Source organism: Bradyrhizobium guangdongense (genome assembly GCF_004114975.1).
Classification (GTDB): Bacteria; Pseudomonadota; Alphaproteobacteria; order Rhizobiales; family Xanthobacteraceae; genus Bradyrhizobium; species Bradyrhizobium guangdongense.
The window spans coordinates 3,364,037-3,379,892 of record NZ_CP030051.1 but is presented as its reverse complement, the minus strand read 5'-3'; the positions used below and the strand labels follow the sequence as shown (position 1 = coordinate 3,379,892).

At 63.5% G+C, this 15,856-nt stretch carries 19 protein-coding genes and 2 tRNA genes; 8 read left to right on the top strand and 13 right to left on the bottom strand.

Annotated features, from left to right (window positions below):
• Positions 1-12: 12 nt before the first annotated feature.
• The 3 genes from X265_RS16090 to X265_RS16080 form a co-directional block, all read right to left on the bottom strand.
• Entirely contained in the window at positions 13-852 is an 840-nt protein-coding gene (locus tag X265_RS16090; RefSeq protein WP_128965690.1) for a helix-turn-helix transcriptional regulator, read from the bottom strand.
• Positions 853-976: 124 nt separating this feature from the next.
• Positions 977-2,398 carry a UbiD family decarboxylase gene (locus X265_RS16085; protein ID WP_128965689.1) on the bottom strand — a complete coding sequence of 474 codons (1,422 nt, stop codon included), beginning with the start codon at positions 2,396-2,398 and terminating at the stop codon, positions 977-979.
• Positions 2,399-2,424: 26 nt separating this feature from the next.
• Complete coding sequence (locus tag X265_RS16080; protein WP_128965688.1) at positions 2,425-3,045, bottom strand: UbiX family flavin prenyltransferase; 621 nt, start codon at positions 3,043-3,045, stop codon at positions 2,425-2,427.
• Positions 3,046-3,213: 168 nt separating this feature from the next.
• Here X265_RS16080 and X265_RS16075 point away from each other — a divergent pair, with 168 nt between their 5' ends.
• Together X265_RS16075 and X265_RS16070 are read left to right on the top strand one after the other, a co-directional pair.
• Positions 3,214-4,173, top strand: a complete 960-nt coding sequence (locus X265_RS16075) for a LysR family transcriptional regulator (protein WP_128969295.1) — start codon at positions 3,214-3,216, stop codon at positions 4,171-4,173.
• A gap of 228 nt (positions 4,174-4,401) precedes the next feature.
• On the top strand, positions 4,402-5,442 hold the full coding sequence (locus X265_RS16070; RefSeq protein ID WP_128965687.1) for a Bug family tripartite tricarboxylate transporter substrate binding protein: 1,041 nt from the start codon (positions 4,402-4,404) through the stop codon (positions 5,440-5,442).
• Between the two features lie 222 nt (positions 5,443-5,664).
• Here X265_RS16070 and X265_RS16065 read toward each other — a convergent pair whose 3' ends face one another.
• From X265_RS16065 to X265_RS16055, 3 genes are all read right to left on the bottom strand, one after another.
• Positions 5,665-5,889, bottom strand: coding sequence for a hypothetical protein (locus X265_RS16065; RefSeq protein ID WP_128965686.1), 225 nt, complete (start codon positions 5,887-5,889; stop codon positions 5,665-5,667).
• Positions 5,886-6,275, bottom strand: a complete 390-nt coding sequence (locus tag X265_RS16060; protein WP_128965685.1) for a hypothetical protein — start codon at positions 6,273-6,275, stop codon at positions 5,886-5,888. The genes X265_RS16065 and X265_RS16060 overlap by 4 nt, the downstream gene beginning before the upstream one ends.
• Before the next feature lie 147 nt (positions 6,276-6,422).
• Positions 6,423-6,508 (bottom strand) — tRNA-Tyr (locus X265_RS16055).
• Positions 6,509-6,715: 207 nt separating this feature from the next.
• Here X265_RS16055 and rlmB point away from each other — a divergent pair.
• Positions 6,716-7,546, top strand: a complete 831-nt coding sequence (gene rlmB, locus X265_RS16050) for a 23S rRNA (guanosine(2251)-2'-O)-methyltransferase RlmB (protein WP_164938620.1) — start codon at positions 6,716-6,718, stop codon at positions 7,544-7,546.
• A gap of 254 nt (positions 7,547-7,800) precedes the next feature.
• Here rlmB and X265_RS16045 read toward each other — a convergent pair whose 3' ends face one another.
• Both X265_RS16045 and X265_RS16040 read right to left on the bottom strand, forming a co-directional pair.
• Positions 7,801-8,295 (bottom strand): hypothetical protein, encoded by a 495-nt coding sequence (locus X265_RS16045; RefSeq protein ID WP_128965683.1) that lies wholly within the window; start codon positions 8,293-8,295, stop codon positions 7,801-7,803.
• A 44-nt stretch (positions 8,296-8,339) separates the two neighbouring features.
• Positions 8,340-8,819 carry a hypothetical protein gene (locus tag X265_RS16040; RefSeq protein ID WP_128965682.1) on the bottom strand — a complete coding sequence of 160 codons (480 nt, stop codon included), beginning with the start codon at positions 8,817-8,819 and terminating at the stop codon, positions 8,340-8,342.
• Positions 8,820-9,108: 289 nt separating this feature from the next.
• On the opposite strand from X265_RS16040, the gene X265_RS16035 reads away from it, so the two are divergent.
• The 3 genes from X265_RS16035 (at position 9,109) to X265_RS16025 (ending at position 10,644) form a co-directional block, all read left to right on the top strand.
• Complete coding sequence (locus X265_RS16035) at positions 9,109-9,573, top strand: hypothetical protein (RefSeq protein WP_128965681.1); 465 nt, start codon at positions 9,109-9,111, stop codon at positions 9,571-9,573.
• A gap of 154 nt (positions 9,574-9,727) precedes the next feature.
• Positions 9,728-9,802, top strand: a tRNA-Thr gene (locus X265_RS16030).
• 86 nt (positions 9,803-9,888) lie between these two features.
• Positions 9,889-10,644: a dienelactone hydrolase family protein gene (locus X265_RS16025; RefSeq protein ID WP_128965680.1), complete on the top strand. Its 756-nt coding sequence runs from the start codon at positions 9,889-9,891 to the stop codon at positions 10,642-10,644.
• Between the two features lie 52 nt (positions 10,645-10,696).
• On the opposite strand, the gene X265_RS16020 is transcribed toward X265_RS16025, so the two are convergent.
• Together X265_RS16020 and X265_RS40495 are read right to left on the bottom strand one after the other, a co-directional pair.
• Positions 10,697-12,394, bottom strand: a complete 1,698-nt coding sequence (locus X265_RS16020; RefSeq protein ID WP_128965679.1) for a methyl-accepting chemotaxis protein — start codon at positions 12,392-12,394, stop codon at positions 10,697-10,699.
• 210 nt (positions 12,395-12,604) lie between these two features.
• Entirely contained in the window at positions 12,605-12,775 is a 171-nt protein-coding gene (locus tag X265_RS40495; RefSeq protein WP_164938619.1) for a hypothetical protein, read from the bottom strand.
• Between the two features lie 105 nt (positions 12,776-12,880).
• On the opposite strand from X265_RS40495, the gene X265_RS16015 reads away from it, so the two are divergent.
• The gene (locus tag X265_RS16015) at positions 12,881-13,249 is read left to right on the top strand and encodes a hypothetical protein (protein WP_128969294.1); all 369 of its coding nucleotides are present in this window, start codon (positions 12,881-12,883) and stop codon (positions 13,247-13,249) included.
• A 295-nt stretch (positions 13,250-13,544) separates the two neighbouring features.
• On the top strand, positions 13,545-13,799 hold the full coding sequence (locus X265_RS16010) for a hypothetical protein (protein ID WP_128965678.1): 255 nt from the start codon (positions 13,545-13,547) through the stop codon (positions 13,797-13,799).
• A gap of 71 nt (positions 13,800-13,870) precedes the next feature.
• Here X265_RS16010 and X265_RS42090 read toward each other — a convergent pair whose 3' ends face one another.
• The 3 genes from X265_RS42090 to X265_RS15995 form a co-directional block, all read right to left on the bottom strand.
• A complete protein-coding gene (locus tag X265_RS42090) occupies positions 13,871-14,113 on the bottom strand; it encodes a DUF6719 family protein (protein ID WP_128969293.1) in 243 nt (80 codons plus the stop codon).
• A gap of 236 nt (positions 14,114-14,349) precedes the next feature.
• Positions 14,350-15,057 (bottom strand): outer membrane protein, encoded by a 708-nt coding sequence (locus X265_RS16000; RefSeq protein ID WP_128965677.1) that lies wholly within the window; start codon positions 15,055-15,057, stop codon positions 14,350-14,352.
• A 285-nt stretch (positions 15,058-15,342) separates the two neighbouring features.
• Positions 15,343-15,765 (bottom strand): hypothetical protein, encoded by a 423-nt coding sequence (locus tag X265_RS15995; RefSeq protein ID WP_128965676.1) that lies wholly within the window; start codon positions 15,763-15,765, stop codon positions 15,343-15,345.
• Between the last annotated feature and the right edge of the window lie 91 nt (positions 15,766-15,856).

The window sequence follows — 15,856 nt, the reverse complement described above, 5'->3', positions numbered from 1 at the left end:
CGGCGGCGAGACTCAGCCCGCGAGGCGCGAGACGTTGCGAAATTCGCGCGGACTGACGCCGGCATGATCGCGGAAGAAGCGCGTGAAGTGCGCCGGCTCAGGAAAACCAAAGCGCTCGCTGAGCTCGCCGAGCGGCGTGTCCTCGCGCATGACGGCATCGAGCGCGCGCTCCATGCGGACGACGTTGAGATAGATCTTTGGCGAGACGCCGAGCGAGGTCTCGAACAGGCGGAAGAACTGCGCGCGCGAGAGCCCCGCGCGCTTCACGAACTGATCGACGCTGCCGTAGGAATCCTGCACGAGCATCGCATCCATTGCGCGGCGGATGCGCCAGTCGCAGCTCACCGCGCTCATGCCCCGGATCGAGATCGGAAAGCTGCGCCAAGGCGTGAAGCGCTCGATCACCGCGATCATCAGGTCCGACAGCGTCTGCTCGTGGGTCCGCACCGCGTCCGGATTGGCCATCATCTCGGCCGCCAGATGCAGCGTGAGCTGGCGAATACGCGGCGACACCTCGCCCGAGGGCCGCTCGAAAAAGCCGGGCGCACCGCTCGCGGCCCATCCCGGGCGGAACTCCTTCAGCCATTCCGGCTCGATATAGAGCGCCATGATCAGCGTGCGCGGACGATTGGCGTCGTGCACATAGGCATGCGGCTTCCAACCATCGACCAGCACTGCGGCCGTATCGGTCAGCGGCGTGACCTGATCGCCGACCATGAACTGCGTGTCGGCGCCCTCGACCTTGAGCAGGACGTGGCAATGATGATGGGCATGACGGACCAGCGACCGGTCCATGTCGAGCAGAGCGACCCTGCCGAAAGCGCCATGAGCGATGCGCAGGGCCGTCGACATCAGTTCCTTCCTCCCATCTTTGCACTGCAAAACGATTGGCCGTTTGGCGCGGCACTATAAGCAGCGTCAGCTACATATTCCAATCGCGGAAACGGACGCAAGCTGCCGGGAGCCGGTCGCCGGCTCATGCGCGCGTCTCCGCAAGCAATTGCGTGACCGCGGCGCCTGGATCGGCCTGCAAGGCCGCGGCAAGATCGACCTCCTCCTCGCCCTTGACCCGAATGCGCTTGAAGGCCAGCTCGGGCGCGCTGAGCGGCGAGGTCGCATCGAGGCCCATCTTGGCGCCGATGCCATTGTCGGTGGTCGGGTCGAGCTTCGAGCCGAGCGCACCCGACACGACCATGAGGTCGCGATCGGCCTGGAAGCGCGTCGCCACCGCCCATTCGATCTCCTCGGACGAGGAGACGTCGACGTCCTTGTCCACCACGACCACATGCTTGATGTCGTAATGCGCGCCGAAGGCGCACATCATGATGTTCTTGGGCTCGCCGTCATTGGCCTTGTCGATCTTGATCGCGAGATGGTAGCGGCAGGTGCCGCCACGCGTGAGGCGGACGTCGAGCACATTGGGGAAGCTGCGGCGCAGGTGCTGGAGCAGCGTCGCCTCGCGCGGCACGCCGCCGAGGATCAGATGCTCGAAACCGCCGCCGACGATGGTGTGGAAGATCGGCGCCTTGCGATGCGTGATCGCGTCGACCTCGATCACCTCGCGGTTGGCGCGCGGCCCATAATATTGAGGGAATTCGCCGAACGGGCCTTCCGGCTCGCGCACGCCCTGAAGAATGCGCCCCTCGATCACGATCTCCGCATAAGCGGGCACGCGGACCGAATTGGTGCGGCACTTCACGACGTCGACCGGGGTGCCGAGCAGCGCACCGGCGATCGCCATCTCGTCCTCGTCCAGCGCGGCGATGGCCTGCGAGGCGAGCAGCAGCGCCGGATGCGCGCCGATCACGATCGCGATCTCCAGCGCCTGCCCCAGCTCTTCGGCGAGGCGATAATAGGAGAAGGTGTGCCGCGGTAGCAGCAACACGCCGATGCGGTTCTTGCCAGAGATCTGGCAGCGATGGATCGAAACGTTCTGGACGCCGGTCCTGGGATTGCGCGCGATCAGCAGGCCCGCCGTGATGTAGGGACCGCTGTCGCGTTCATTGTGCTTGGGCACCGGAAGCTGACGCAGCAGATCGACGTCGTCATGGACGACCTCCTGCACCGGGCCGCTTGCAACCTCATGCGTCGGCAGCGGATGGCTCGCGGCCGCCAGAAACCGCGGCAGCAGCTGGTCCTCGCTCACGCCGATGGAATCGGCGACCCAGTCGCGCCCGGCAAAGAGGTTGGCGACGACCGGGATTGCGTGCCCGTCGGGACGCGGAAACAATACGGCGCTGTCGCGCTCCAGCCGCTTGGCGATTGCGGCGAGCTCGTCCGTGAGCGAGATGCCCTCGCGGGCGATCGCAAGCTTGCCGCGTTCGGTAAGATGAGCGAGCCAGGCGCGCAGATCGGCGGGCACATTCGCCGCTTTGCTCGCAATCGTCTCCATTTGCATTCCAGTCTTTCCTTGGGCTGTTCGGGTCAAGGCGCGATCTTGCGCAGCGACGGCGAGCGGCGCTTGAGCGCCTCGTCCTCGCCCCAGCGGCGCACCACGCCGATATCGATGTCGTAGAGGTCGAGCACGCGGCCGACGGTGTGCTCGACCATGTCGTCGAGGCTTTCGGGCCTGGCGTAGAAAGCCGGCAAGGGCGGCGCGATGATCGCGCCGATCTCCGAGAGGGCCGTCATCGTCCGGAGATGCCCGGTGTGCAGCGGGGTCTCGCGCACCATCAGCACGAGGCGACGGCGCTCCTTGAGCACGACGTCGGCGGCCCGGGTCAGCAGCGTCGTGGTGACGCCCGAGGCGATCTCGGACATCGAGCGCATCGAGCAGGGTGCCACGATCATGCCGGCGGTGCGGAACGAGCCACTGGAGATAGCGGAGGCCATGTCGTCGATGGCATGGTTGACATTGGCGAGCGCCCTCACCTCCGCGATCTTCAGGTCCGTCTCGTAGGCAAAGGTCTGCTCGGCGGTCTTCGACATCACCAGGTGGGTTTCGACGCCGGCATTGCGCAGAAGCTCGAGCAGGCGCACGCCATAGGTGACGCCCGAGGCGCCGGAAATACCGATGATCATCCGCTTAGGCGTGGTGTCCTGCATATCTTTGGTTTTGCTCCGGTGGATCGCGCGGCTGCCGCAGGCCACGGTCGTTCGCGCAAGCCTAGGCAATGGCAACCATCACCACAAATAATGATTGATTATATAATCGATCATCTGAAATGATGACCTCAGGCAGACCGGAGTACAGGCCCAGTGGAACTCAGGCAGATGCAATATTTCCTATGCCTGGCCGAGGAGAAGAACGTCACCCGCGCGGCCCGCCAGCTCAACATCGTGCAGCCGGCGCTGAGCATGCAGATCGCAAAGCTCGAGGCCGAGCTTGGCCAAAAGCTGTTCGACCGCAGCGTCCAGGGCATGACGCTGACCAGCGCCGGCGAGGCGCTGGTGCGGCTGACGGCTCCGATCGTGCGCGATGCCGAGTATGCGCGACAGGAAATGGCGCAGCTCGGCGGGCGCATCTCGGGCCGCGTCTCGGTCGGCCTCATCACCTCGGTGGCGCAAAGCACGATGGCGAGGTCGTCGGCGACCGTCGCCAGCCGCTATCCCGAGATCACACTGTCGGTCTGCGAGGGCTACACCGAGACGCTGGTCGACTGGGTCAACACCGGCCAACTCGATTTCGCGCTGATCAACGTGCCGCGCCGCAAGACGCCGCTGGCCGCGCATCACGTCATGGACGAGGAGATGGTATTCGCCTGCCGGAACGACGGCCCGATCCGGCCGCCTGCCAAGCTGCGTTTCGACCACATCGCCAGCTTCGATCTCGTGCTGCCGTCGAAGCGGCACGGTCTGCGCCTGATCCTCGACGAGCACGCCGCCGCCATCGGCATCGACCTGCGCCCACGGCTCGAGCTCGATACGCTGCCTGCGCTCTGCGACGTGATCGCGACCACCGACTTCGTGACGGTGCTGCCGACCATCGCGCTCCGGCAGTCGCTCGCCAACGGGACTATCAGGGCGCATCGCTTCGATGAACAACGGATCGTGCGTTCGATTGCCTGGGTGCATCACCCGCGCCGCGCAGTATCGGTCGCGGCGAAGGCCGTGCTCGACGTCATCAGCCACGATCTTGCGCAAGCAGCTTTCGTGGCGAGGGAATTCGTCGAGCCTGCTTCCCGCCGCGCAAGCTCGCCCTCGCGCAAGGCACCACGGAATCGCGCCGGTTAGAGCCGATCGAGATCGGGGCTCGCTCGGCCCGCACGGGCAAACTGTCGCGGCCGCCGCAAAATGAGACGCCTTGGTAAGTTTTGAGACCGGCTGGCATGACGGCGGCAGCGAGCCGCTCATTACGCTCCAGGCGCAGAAGCTCGCGAACCTGGCCCGCATCCGACGATTTCTCTCCCTGATGATCCCAGGTCTTGCAGAACGAGACGCAATCGGGAGATCCAGTCCGAGATGACACGGTTCGATCGCAGCAAGATCACGGTCAGCGCAGCGCGGCGCGCGAACGGCTTTCACCCCAGCCGCAGGTCTTTGCTGTCGTCCGGCGCATTCGCGGCCTTCGCCGCCATAGGGCTGTGTCCTGCGCAGGCGCAGGACTATCCAGCCCGTCCGGTCCAGGTGCTGGTGCCCTTTGCCGGCGGCAGCGCCAGCGACGTCATCACCCGCATCCTGCTCAATCGCATGTCGACGTCGCTGGGGCAGGCCTTTGTGGTCGACAATCGTCCCGGTGCCGGCGGCAATATCGGCACGGCGGCCGCGGCGCATGCGGCGCCGGACGGCTATACGCTGCTGATGAGCACCTCCGGCCCGCTGGCCGCGAACAAGTCGCTCTACAAGGAGCTTCCTTACGATCCGCTCAGGGATCTCGCACCGATCGGCCTGTTCGCGATGCTTCCGAATGTGATCGTGATCAATTCGAAGCTGCCGCCGAAATCGCTGGGCGAGCTGATCGATTACGCCAAAGAGCATCCGCGCGAGCTGAACTACGGCACGGTCGGCGTCGGCTCGTCGCAGCATCTGTCGGCCGCCTATTTCGAGCAGCTCACGGGGACCGAGCTCACGCATGTTCCCTATCGCAACATCGCCGCTTACACGCCGGACTTCATCGCAGGCCAGGTGCCGCTCGGTTTCCAGCTGCTGCCCAACGTCCTCGGCCTGATCAAGAGCGGCGATGCGCGCCCGCTCGCGGTGGCCAGCGACAAGCGCATGACGGCGCTGCCCGATGTGCCGACTGCGGCGGAGGCGGGCCTGAAGAATTACGAGAGCGCGGCCTGGCTCGCGCTGCTTGCGCCAGCGAACACCGACAAAGCCGTGATCGACAAGCTTTACAAGGCGATGGTCGATGCCGTGAACGATCCGAAGGTGCGCGCGCTCTTCGTCGAGCAGGGCGCCGAGCCGCTGGTGATGGACTCCAAAGGCCTTGCGGATTACATGACCTTTGAGACAGCGAAGTGGGCCGGGATCATTAAGAAGATCGGCATCGAGCCGATGTAACTTTCAGTTTTGGCGCTATCGTCAGACTTTTCTTTCTCTCCGCCATCCGCCGCCCCGCTTTACTCTCCAAAAGCGCAATCCACGATCCGATGGATCCGAAGGTTCTGCGATACTTCCAAGAACACAAATGGCCGAAGGAAATCGTTTCACTACTGATGACCGACCGATCTGATGTTTCTCCGCAGCGACAGAAGCCGAACGAGCATCAACCTCAAATGTCGATTATCTCACCGCTATCAAGCTAACCGTGTTGGCCTTCGGCAGACTATCTTTCGTTGTAACCATGGTGAGTGCGGTAGATACGAAGTCGAGCACCTGAAGAGATCGCTCCTCATCCAGGGCGCCGACACGAGGCTTGCGAATAAAAAAGTCCTCGCCGTTGAAGTTAACATGTACTGCGGCCAGACCTTCGCCAGGGTCGCCGCGCTGGACCACAAAGAGTTTCACCGGCCGATGCACGCGATCGGGCCTTCCAGGAGAACCTCCGGCATGTACGGCTGAGCAGAGTAATTCTGGGCGGCAATTAGTTCGCCGAGATAGTAGAACAATCCTTCCAAAGTTCTCTGCGTTCCCGAAACATTTGTCAGACCAACGAGGCGGATTGTCCGCAACAAGATTTGGAACTTGCTCATCGAACAAAACTCGCGCGCCGAGTTCAGATAATAGAGGTTATCCGGCGGACGACAACCGTGGTCAGAATACCGAGCCTCATCGATATCGAGCTGAGCGCAAATTTCTCGAACGCGGCCCGGCGTGGGATTGGAGCACATGCTGTCCCGCTTCTGATGCAGCTCCGCATCCTGAGAGGGGGTTAGTTGAATGGATTCGGTCAAGGATTCGATTACTTGTTGAAAACTACCTCTAGACCCGCGGTTCCCTTGATTCTTGACCCAGCGCTGACCCAGCTCGCTGGGTCAAGCTGCCCAAGCTCTAACGCGCGGACAGAAACGAAAATATATACATCATTCCAGACGGTTAGATGGTGGGGGAGGCAGGACTCGAACCTGCGAAGCCATGAGGCGGCTGATTTACAGTCAGCTCCCTTTGCCACTCGGGACACTCCCCCGCTCGACGGCAGCACAATCGGGCCGGACCTTGCCGGCGGACCGAAGTCGGCCATGGAACGTGAAGGCCGCGACAGCCCGGATGGGGGCGCGACCGGGCGCGTTTATGGGCGAAGCGGTGGGGCAAAGTCAACCGAGGCCGACAGCTAAAATCGCCCCCGACCCCATCCAAATTGCCATATTCCGGGACCCGTGACACAAGCGAGCGGATGAAGGATCGAAAATTCGTGCCCAAGGGGCCCCGCGGCGGGTCTAAGCCCTTTAAGAAGCCCGGGAAATCGGCGGGCCGGCCGGCCTGGCGCGACCGCGATTCGCACCCCGACGGACCCGTCATCCTCTATGGCTGGCACACGGTCACCATGGCGCTCGCCAACCCGCAGCGCCGGATCCGCAAGCTGACGCTGACCGAGAATGCCGCACGGCGGCTGGCGGACGAAAACATCGATACGCGCGTCGCGCCCGAGATCGTCCGGCCCCAGGAGATCGACCGCCTGCTCTCGCCGGACGCCGTGCATCAGGGCCTGCTGGCCGAGGCCGATCCCCTGCCCTCGCCCGACATCGAGACCTTGAAGCAGGAAGGCATGGTGCTGGTGCTCGACCAGATCACCGACCCGCACAATGTCGGCGCCATCCTGCGCTCCGCCGCCGCCTTCGCGGTCAAGGCGATCGTCACCACCGCGCGTCACAGCCCGGAGGCAACGGGCGTGCTCGCCAAGGCCGCCTCCGGCGCGCTGGAGCTGGTGCCGATGGTATCGGTGCAAAACCTCGCGCGTGCCCTGACGGCCTTGAACGAGCGCGGCTTCCAGACCGTCGGCCTCGACAGCGAGGGCAGCGAGGATCTTTCCGACGTCGCGCTGCGCGAACCGCTCGCGCTGGTGCTCGGCGCCGAAGGCAAGGGTCTGCGGCAATTGACCCGCGAGACCTGCAGCGTGGTGGCGCGGCTCGACATGCCCGGGGAGATCAAGAGCCTCAACGTCTCGAATGCCGCCGTGCTCTCACTCTATGTCGGTGCTGTCAGGCTGGGGCTGATGAAGCGCTGAGCGCGCCACGCATTCCCGACGATGCCATCATGCGCCTGTTTTGCCCGACGGGTCAAGCGCAATTACGGATTTTCAGAAGTGGCCAGGCTCGAGCCATGATGCCATGCGCGATGATTCCTCATCTCGATGTCATTGCGCTTCAAGTCCTTGATTTCGCTGTCCCCGGCTACTGTGCATGGGGTTGTTTCGAAGAAAAGTGAAGCGCCCGTCCGCAGCACGCGGACGGGCGCTTCGTCAGCTCAACCGAGCAGAGATCAGTAATAGCGGCGCAGCACGCGATGGCCGCCGTAATACGGCTGATAGCGATGGCTGTAGCCGTAGCGCGGGCCATAGCCGTAATGCGTGCGCGGCAGATAGCCGTAGCGCGGGCCGTAGCCATAGCGATACGGACGATAGTAAGGGCGGTGATGATAAGCGTACGGCGCAGCCGCCCGATAACCGTAACCGTAGCCGTAGTTCGCGGGCGCGACGACCGCGTCCTCCTGGTAGGTCGGATACGGCGCGAAAGCGCCGGGACCGGTGTAGGTCGGCCCCTGGTTGACGTAGTAGTACTGCGTGGTCGGCTCGGCCAGGCGCTCATAGCCATAACCATAGCCGGCGCCGTAGCCGTAACCGCCGCAGCCGGTGTCGCAGCCGGAGAAGACCGGCGCAAGCGGCTGGCACGGATTGAAGCCGCAGGCCATGGCCGGCGCGCTGCCCACGAACATCACGGCAGCCGCCGCGACCAGTCCCGAAATCATCTGACGCATTACTCTCTCCTGTTGATTTCCGTCTTGTTGAGTTTTGGCGTTTCTTATCCCGGCGGCCTGCCGGGCATTTCCGTGTGCGGTCGCGGGCGCCGCGGATAGTCGTTGATCTCGGGCGCGAGGATCACCGGCGGCGGATTGACCGGCACATCCATTTGCGGCGGCAGCGGCGCGGACGATGCGCCCCAGCTCCGCTGATAGCTCTCGGCCGGCTGCGGCAATTTGCGGTGCGCGGGCGGCTCGACCTCGAGGCGGCCATAGCCGGGCTGCAGGCCCATGCTGGGGTAATAATGGCCGACCTCGCTGGGCTGCCGTTCCGCCACGTAGCGTCCGCCGTAGATGGTGGGCTGCACCTGGACGTTCTTGCCGAGACCCCAGACACTTTCGACCACGCTGTAGGACGCATCGATATTGTTGATGATGATGGGCACGCCGGGACGGCCGGGCACGACGATGTCGAAGCCGCCGCCGGCAAAGGCCGTCGCGGGCAGTCCGATCAGAAAGGCGGCAAGCGCGGATGCGCGCATGGAAGGGTTCCGGTTATCCGGAACACAACCTAACCGATACCGACGCAGAGAGGGTTAAGGACAGCTCACCAAATTCCGGTAAGCCTAACGCGTAAGGATCGCGCCTCGCTCAAATGCTGCAACGCTCACTAGCGAAGCGTTAACAGCGCAGGGACTCGCTGCCTGAGCCCAGTCCACCAGCTCACATCCGTGTGACCTTCGACGCGCGAAAAAGAAACGGTTTCGCCGGAACGTCCAACGCCGTCAGCATTTAAGCCCCGGTCAAATCAAAAGACGGGAGACAAACACCATGAACGTCAAACTTCTTGGAGCCACGGCGATCGCAGCAACCATGTTGGCAGGCTCCGCCATGGCGCAGGCCGTCGTCACCAATCCCGGCCGGTGCGCGGCGCAATTCCCGAACGCCAACTGCTCGAATGTCGGACCGGGCAACCCGTACACGGATAGCGGCTATCGCCACCGCCGCATCGCCTATCGACATGCCGATGGCGATTGGAACAATGATTGGAACAGGAGCCGCACCGGCTTCTGGCCGACCGATGTTGCCGCGGGCGTCGCAGGCGCTGCGATCGGGACGGCGGGTGCGATCGCAACCGCGCCGTTCCGCGCCATGGACAACAGCTACGCCTACGACAACCGTGGCTGGGACAATCGCGGTTGGGACACCCGCAGCTACGCCCAGCGCAACGGCTTCGTCTGTACGCCCGGTACCTGGTTCAAGGGCGAGGACGGCCGCCGGCATATCTGCCAGTAAACCGATTCAGGTGGCGTACGCGGCAACAGGCGGCCATCAGGGCCGCCTGTTTCTGCCCACGCGGGTTCTGGCACTTTCCAACCAAGTCTGATATTGCGACGCGCGGGCGGGCAGCCCTGCGCATGCCGGCCCCTGCCCGCTTCCCTTGGGCATCGCCGGCTTAGCTCAGCGGTAGAGCAGCGGTTTTGTAAACCGAAGGTCGGGGGTTCAATCCCCTCAGCCGGCACCAGCGCTTTGCGCCTCGCTGTATAGGCAGCGATAGACGTGATAGATGCGAGCTATCGCATCCGAAGCGTCTCTCCAGCGAGCCCCGTTATGATCAGCCGACGCACGGCTCTTGCCGCCATCGCGGTGCTACTGTCGCCCGTCGCCGCACGCGGCGCGCCGGGCGAACAGTTCAGCGTCACCTCCGGCCATGACTGCCTCCCAGTATCGCGTTATGCGGCCGCGGCCGACGCGAAACGTCCTGCCGTGATCGTATTGCATGGCGCCCGCGCCATCGAGCTCAAGCCCCGCGCTTACGAACGCTATGCCGACGCGCTGACGGCGCGGGGCATCGACACTTATTTTCTCCACTACATGACGCCTGCCGATACGGCGATGCTGGCATCCGCCGCGCGTGAAGACCGCGTGGCCTATGAGAAGACGCGGTACGACGGCTGGGCCGATGCGGTCGCCGCCACCGTGACGGCCGTGCTTGGCCGCTCTGACAGCTCAGGTCGCGTCGGCCTGCTCGGCTTCTCGTTAGGCAGCTACATCGCTGCCGAGGCCGCTGCGCGCGACAATCGCGTTGCAGCTCTCGCGGTGCTCTATGGCGGCATACCCGCGGCGATGGCCGCCAAGGTCAAGCACCTGCCGCCGCTGATCGCATTGCATGGCGAGGCCGACAAGAACGTCTCGATCTCGGAAGGACGGGAGCTGGTCGCGCTCGGCAAGTCGGTCGGCGCCGCGACCGAATTTGTACCCTATCCAGGCAAGGGCCACGGCTTTGACTTCTCCGACACCGACCCGATGACAGCAGACGCGATCAATCGGATCACGCGGTTCTTCCAGGCCAAACTCGCGGCCTGACCCCAGCCGGCCTAACGAGACCCGAAACCGCAGAATCCTGTTTTGTCGCCGCTCAGGCGGCGCGGACCGTCTGCAGGAATTTTCCGACTTCGTCCTTCAGCCGGGTGCTGTCGGTAGCCAGCATCTTCGCGGTCGAGAGCACCTGTGAGGAAGCCGAACCGGTCTCGGCCGCGCCGCGCTGTACGTCGGTGATGTTGGTCGAGACCTGCTGGGTGCCGTGCGCGGCCTGCTGTACGTTGCGCGAGATCTCCTGGGTCGCCGCGCCCTGCTCCTCGACGGCAGCGGCAATAGTCGAGGATACCTCGGACAGCCGCTCGATCGTCGCCGAGATGCCGCGGATCGCCGTCACCGATTCCTGGGTAGCGTTCTGGATGCCGGAGATCTGCTGGCTGATCTCGCCGGTGGCCTTCGCGGTCTGCTCGGCCAGAGTCTTCACCTCGGAGGCGACGACGGCGAAGCCACGGCCGGCCTCGCCGGCCCGCGCCGCCTCGATCGTCGCGTTCAGCGCCAGCAGATTCGTCTGGCCCGCAATGGTGTTGATGAGTTCGACAACGTCGCCGATGCGCGTGGCCGCAATCGAGAGTTCGCTGACCCGTTCAGTCGTGGTGCGTGCCTGGTTGACGGCCTCGCTCGCCATCCGCGCGGATTCCTGCACCTGCCGGCTGATCTCGTTCACCGACGACGACAATTCCTCCGTCGCGGTCGCCACTGACTGGACGTTGCCGGTGGCTTCGCCCGAGGCAACCGCAACGACCGAGGTCAGCTCCTGCGCGCGCTGCGCGGTGGTGGCCAGCGTCGAGGACGACGCTTCGAGCTCGGTGGAGGCGGATCCGACGGTGTCGATGATCTCGCCGACCGCACGCTCGAAGCCGTCGGCCAGATTGAACAAGTCGCGTCGGCGCTGCTCGGCAGCCTGCTTCTCGGCTTCCACCTGCGCTGCCTTGAGCCGCTCCACCTCGAGCGCATTCGTCTTGAACACCTCGACGGTCTTGGCCATGTCGCCGATCTCGTCGCGGCGATCCTTCTCGGGCACTTCGGTCGTAAGGTCATTCCGAGCCAAGCCCTCCATGGCGAGCTTGAGCCGGGCAATCGGCTTCGACATCGCCACGAGGCCGATGAAGAGCGCGATTGCGATACCGACGATCAGGCCCCCGGCGCTGACGCTCATCACGGTCCAGATCGCTGATTTGGAGTCGCGATTGATCGCGTCCTTGCGTTTGCTCGCGGAAAGAGCAGTCTCGGTCACGAACTCGGCGATGCGTGCGAGGGCCGCATCCATGATCGGGTCGCACTCCTTGTGCGCACGTTCGGCAGCCCTGGCATTTTCTTCGGGGGTGCTTGCCTGCGCACCGGCCTTCAGCACCGGATCGCAGCCGGCGAACACTGCTTTCAGCTGGTCGCCGATGCTCTTGATCTGGCTCGCACGAGAGGCATCATCCTGCTCCGCCGCCTCGAGATATTGACGGATTTCGTCGCGGTTCTGGCTTGCGATCTTGAGGCGATTGGCGTTGCCCGCCTCCGTCGTCTCAGTCAGGACCGCATAGAGAGCCGCGTGATAGGTCTCGGCGCGGCGCTGCGCCCGCGTGAGGTTGAGTGCGGAGGACTGCGCGGCCGCAAGTTCGCTGAATCCATCGACGGTCGCCGAAAGCTCGCGCGTCCCAAAAGTGGCGACCGCAATCAACGCGCAGCCCATCACGGCCACGATCAGCGCAACCTTCCACACGATTTTCAAATTGTTCAAAAGGCTCATCGCAGCCGCTGTCCATTCGCAATGCCCGGTTCCAGAATCGGAACGACTGGTCGGCAGCATTTGAGAGAGGGGAAATTAACATTTGATAGTAAATGCGCGGAATAGGATTACGAAGAAATACCCAATCAGCGTTCGTTGGTAAGCCTCACGTAAGCTTGAGCCCACTTTTGAGGCGTTAGGCGATTTCAAAGTCGAGCAGCGTTAATCGGACTAGCGATCCAGTGAGACATCTTGGCCATCGTCGGGCCCGGCATGGACGCGCACAACAAGATCCTCGACGAACGCGATCACCTCCGCCCGCTTGTCAGGCGGAAGGGAGAGAAAGGCGCGCACGAGCCGCAGCCCCTGCGCTTCGTCTGACGGTTCGACCTTGGAATCCATCCCTCTAATGTCGGGCGTCCGGGAAAAATATGCAATCCCTTGCGGACAGTCTGCTTGATTCGGCCGCCCTGCTTTGGTGAAATAGTCCCAACAGGGTGGTGGACGATGAAGTGGATCAGAGAGCGCGACGCACTGATCGCGCAGACACTGGCCTTCGTGCAATCAGTCTCCGGAAGGAAGGACGACTTCCGTCAGCCGGATACCGCTGCGGCCGCAGAAATCGCCTCGGTCCAGGCCGTGACAATTGCGTTCGAACCGCCGCAGGCGGATCCACCGCGGCAGATTGCCCCGACGCCCCAGCCCTTGCCCGCCCCTTCATCCTCGGCAAGCGATTTTCGCAGCGAGATGCAGGCCCGCATTGCCCGTTTCAGAAAACATCAGGAGCGCTTTGAGCGCGAGCGCGAGGACTATTGCGCGGCAACTCTGACCAAGCTACGCGCCGCAATCCGCGACGCGGCCCCGCCCCCCAAGTAGAGTCGGGTCACCTACAACCAAGACCAAACCAGCCAGAGATTGGCTGCGCAGGCGCCAAACAGTGCCAGCGTGAGTGGCAGGAGCATGTGCCCGCAGCAGGTTTTCAGGTCGGTCGTCATGGCCGGAAACATCCGCTGATTCCGCCAAATGAGTCCCAAAGTTTCTTTTTTGGGGGATTCAGGACTCGTTAAGGACTCAGATCCTGGCTCTCTGGCGCCTTCGATCACGCTCCCGTGATCAATCTGGAACTCCTCGCTGTCTAGCTTCGTTAACGCGCTTTCCCGGAGCGGAAAGCATGCCCTACGCCCTGTTCTGCAACGACAGCCAGATCAGCAAAGCCTATCCTGACGAAGCCGACGTCTGGAAGCTCGCGCAACGGAGCGGCTTGGTCGTGGATGTCGGCACCGATGAGGAGCGGCACGGTCCGCGCCGGATGCTCGACAACGACTATGAGATCAAATCCTGCCCGGCCGCCCAGGGGGAGGATCCGGCCAAGAACAAAGCGGATGCCGAGCGGGAATCCAGGATGGAGCTTCAGCTCAGTTCGTGAGCCGTCGAAGGCCGGCAGCCAGGTCGCACGATCATCACGGAATGCCGCTTCGCACCTTCCGCGATCGTGCCTCAGGGCGTGGCGGTCGCCAGCGAAGCCTGCTCACCGGGGAGGGCCACACAGGTCTTGCGACGGTGCAGCCCGCGGATCGCTCCCGTCACCTTGAGGACCTGCCCCGACGGACAGGAGGCGTCCCTCACGAAGGCGACCTCATAAGGTGCCAACATCAGAGGCTCGGATTTGAGGATTGTTTGGGCAGAGCACGGCAGGGCAACGAAGCACGAGACCACCGCCACCGACGCCAATATACGCATGTTCTTACCCCACCAGCCCGGCAATTCACTAATAACGCGTTCCGAAGCGCGAGTTCCGTAAGTCGCAAAAATTATTTTTGCTTTACCCGATCCCCGTGACACGCGTGAGAAGACGCGCGCCGGACTGTTTGCTTGCAAGTGATGCGCCAGATGGTTCACGCGGGGCAAACAGGCAAACGAAAGGCCGGCGGGACGCCGGCCTTTGCCAGATTGTGATCGCGCCCGCGCTCGCGCGGTCAGTAGCGCGAAGCCGCCGGGCCGCCCCAGCCAAAGCGATAGTTCACACCGACCTTGACGGTATGCTCGTCATCCCGGCCACGAACGCCGACGATGTCGGCCGGCCCGGAGGTAAACGTGGTGCTGCCGAAATTATAGTACTGGTACTCGGCCTTGGCCGACCAGTTGGGAGCGAACATGTATTCGAGGCCCGCACCGACGGTATAGCCGTCCTTGCTGTTACCGGTGGCGGTGAAGGCCTGCGGCACCCCGGCAATGTTGACGCCAAGTCCACCATTACGCCAGGCGTAACCGCCCTTGGCGTAGAGCAGCGTCGGGCCCCAGGTGTAACCGATGCGGCCGGTCACCGAACCGAGTTGATCGGTGTTCGACGTCACCTGGGTGCCCAGCGGGAACGTGACACCGTTGTTGTTGGTCGGCAGCCACGAATACTGCGCCTCGATACCCAGCACCCAATTGGGTGCGAACTGGTAGTCGAAGCCGCCCTGCACGCCGCCCAGGAAGCGGGCGTCGCTCGATTGGAAAGTGGTGTCGCCGGCGAAGGCGCCGCCGACATGGCCGCCGATGTAGAAGCCGGTCCAGTTGTAGATCACTTGCGGAGGTGTGTAGGCCGGAGCCTTCGTGTAGGTGCGCGGCTGGATATCCGCCGCAGCCGCCGGTGCGGCCAGCGCAAGCAGAGCTGCTGCACCGAGTAAAATCGTCTTCATGATCGTCCCCGTTCTTTCAAAATCGACCCTCGGGAAACAACGTGGCGTGAATTTGGTTGCTTCGAGGCGATGCCGGAACGTTGATCGTTCGTTACTGTGACGGGGCGGCAACAATGCGATTTTGTTCCGTCACGTCCGCCTGCGGCCAGCGATTTTTCGACCACGCAGGACCCGCCGCAACATTTTGTCGCAAGGCAAAGCTACTCCGTTCAAAGCTCGCCAAAATGTGATCCAGCGGCTCCGGCAGCACTGTCCTAGCACCTGCCGATGAAGGCGCGCTTTGCGCTACCGCGTCATCTTTTCCAGTTCTGGAAACGGTGCGTAAACCGCGCCGGCGCACAGCTCGCTGGCGCGATCGACGACGCGGTCGCCCCGGCCGTTGACGAAGACGACGGCGCGCTCGCGCATCGTCTTGTAGCTGCCGTCGCTCTCGCGCGGCGTGTAACGCAGGCAGCTGACATAGAACTGTCGCCCGCCGACCTCTCGCAACACCGGATCGGCCATGCCGGCGTCGCGAACACCGACCGGATTATTCAAATAGGTGTGCATCAGGGCCAGCGTGTCGCCACGAAAATTGTCGGGAAACGGCTGCGGCCCTCCGGCCTGGGTCCCTTCCATCAGGGATGGACGGTCACCATCGCTGCCGAAGCATGCCGCAAGCAACAGCGGCAGAACCAGGACTGCCGCACGTTTCGCCAATTGCCCCAAGGACAGAGTTCTCCGACCACCCAGACTCGCAGGATGTTTCTAGCTCCAAGGTTGCACAAAGGGAATTCGCTTCCGCGACGACGCGCCGGCC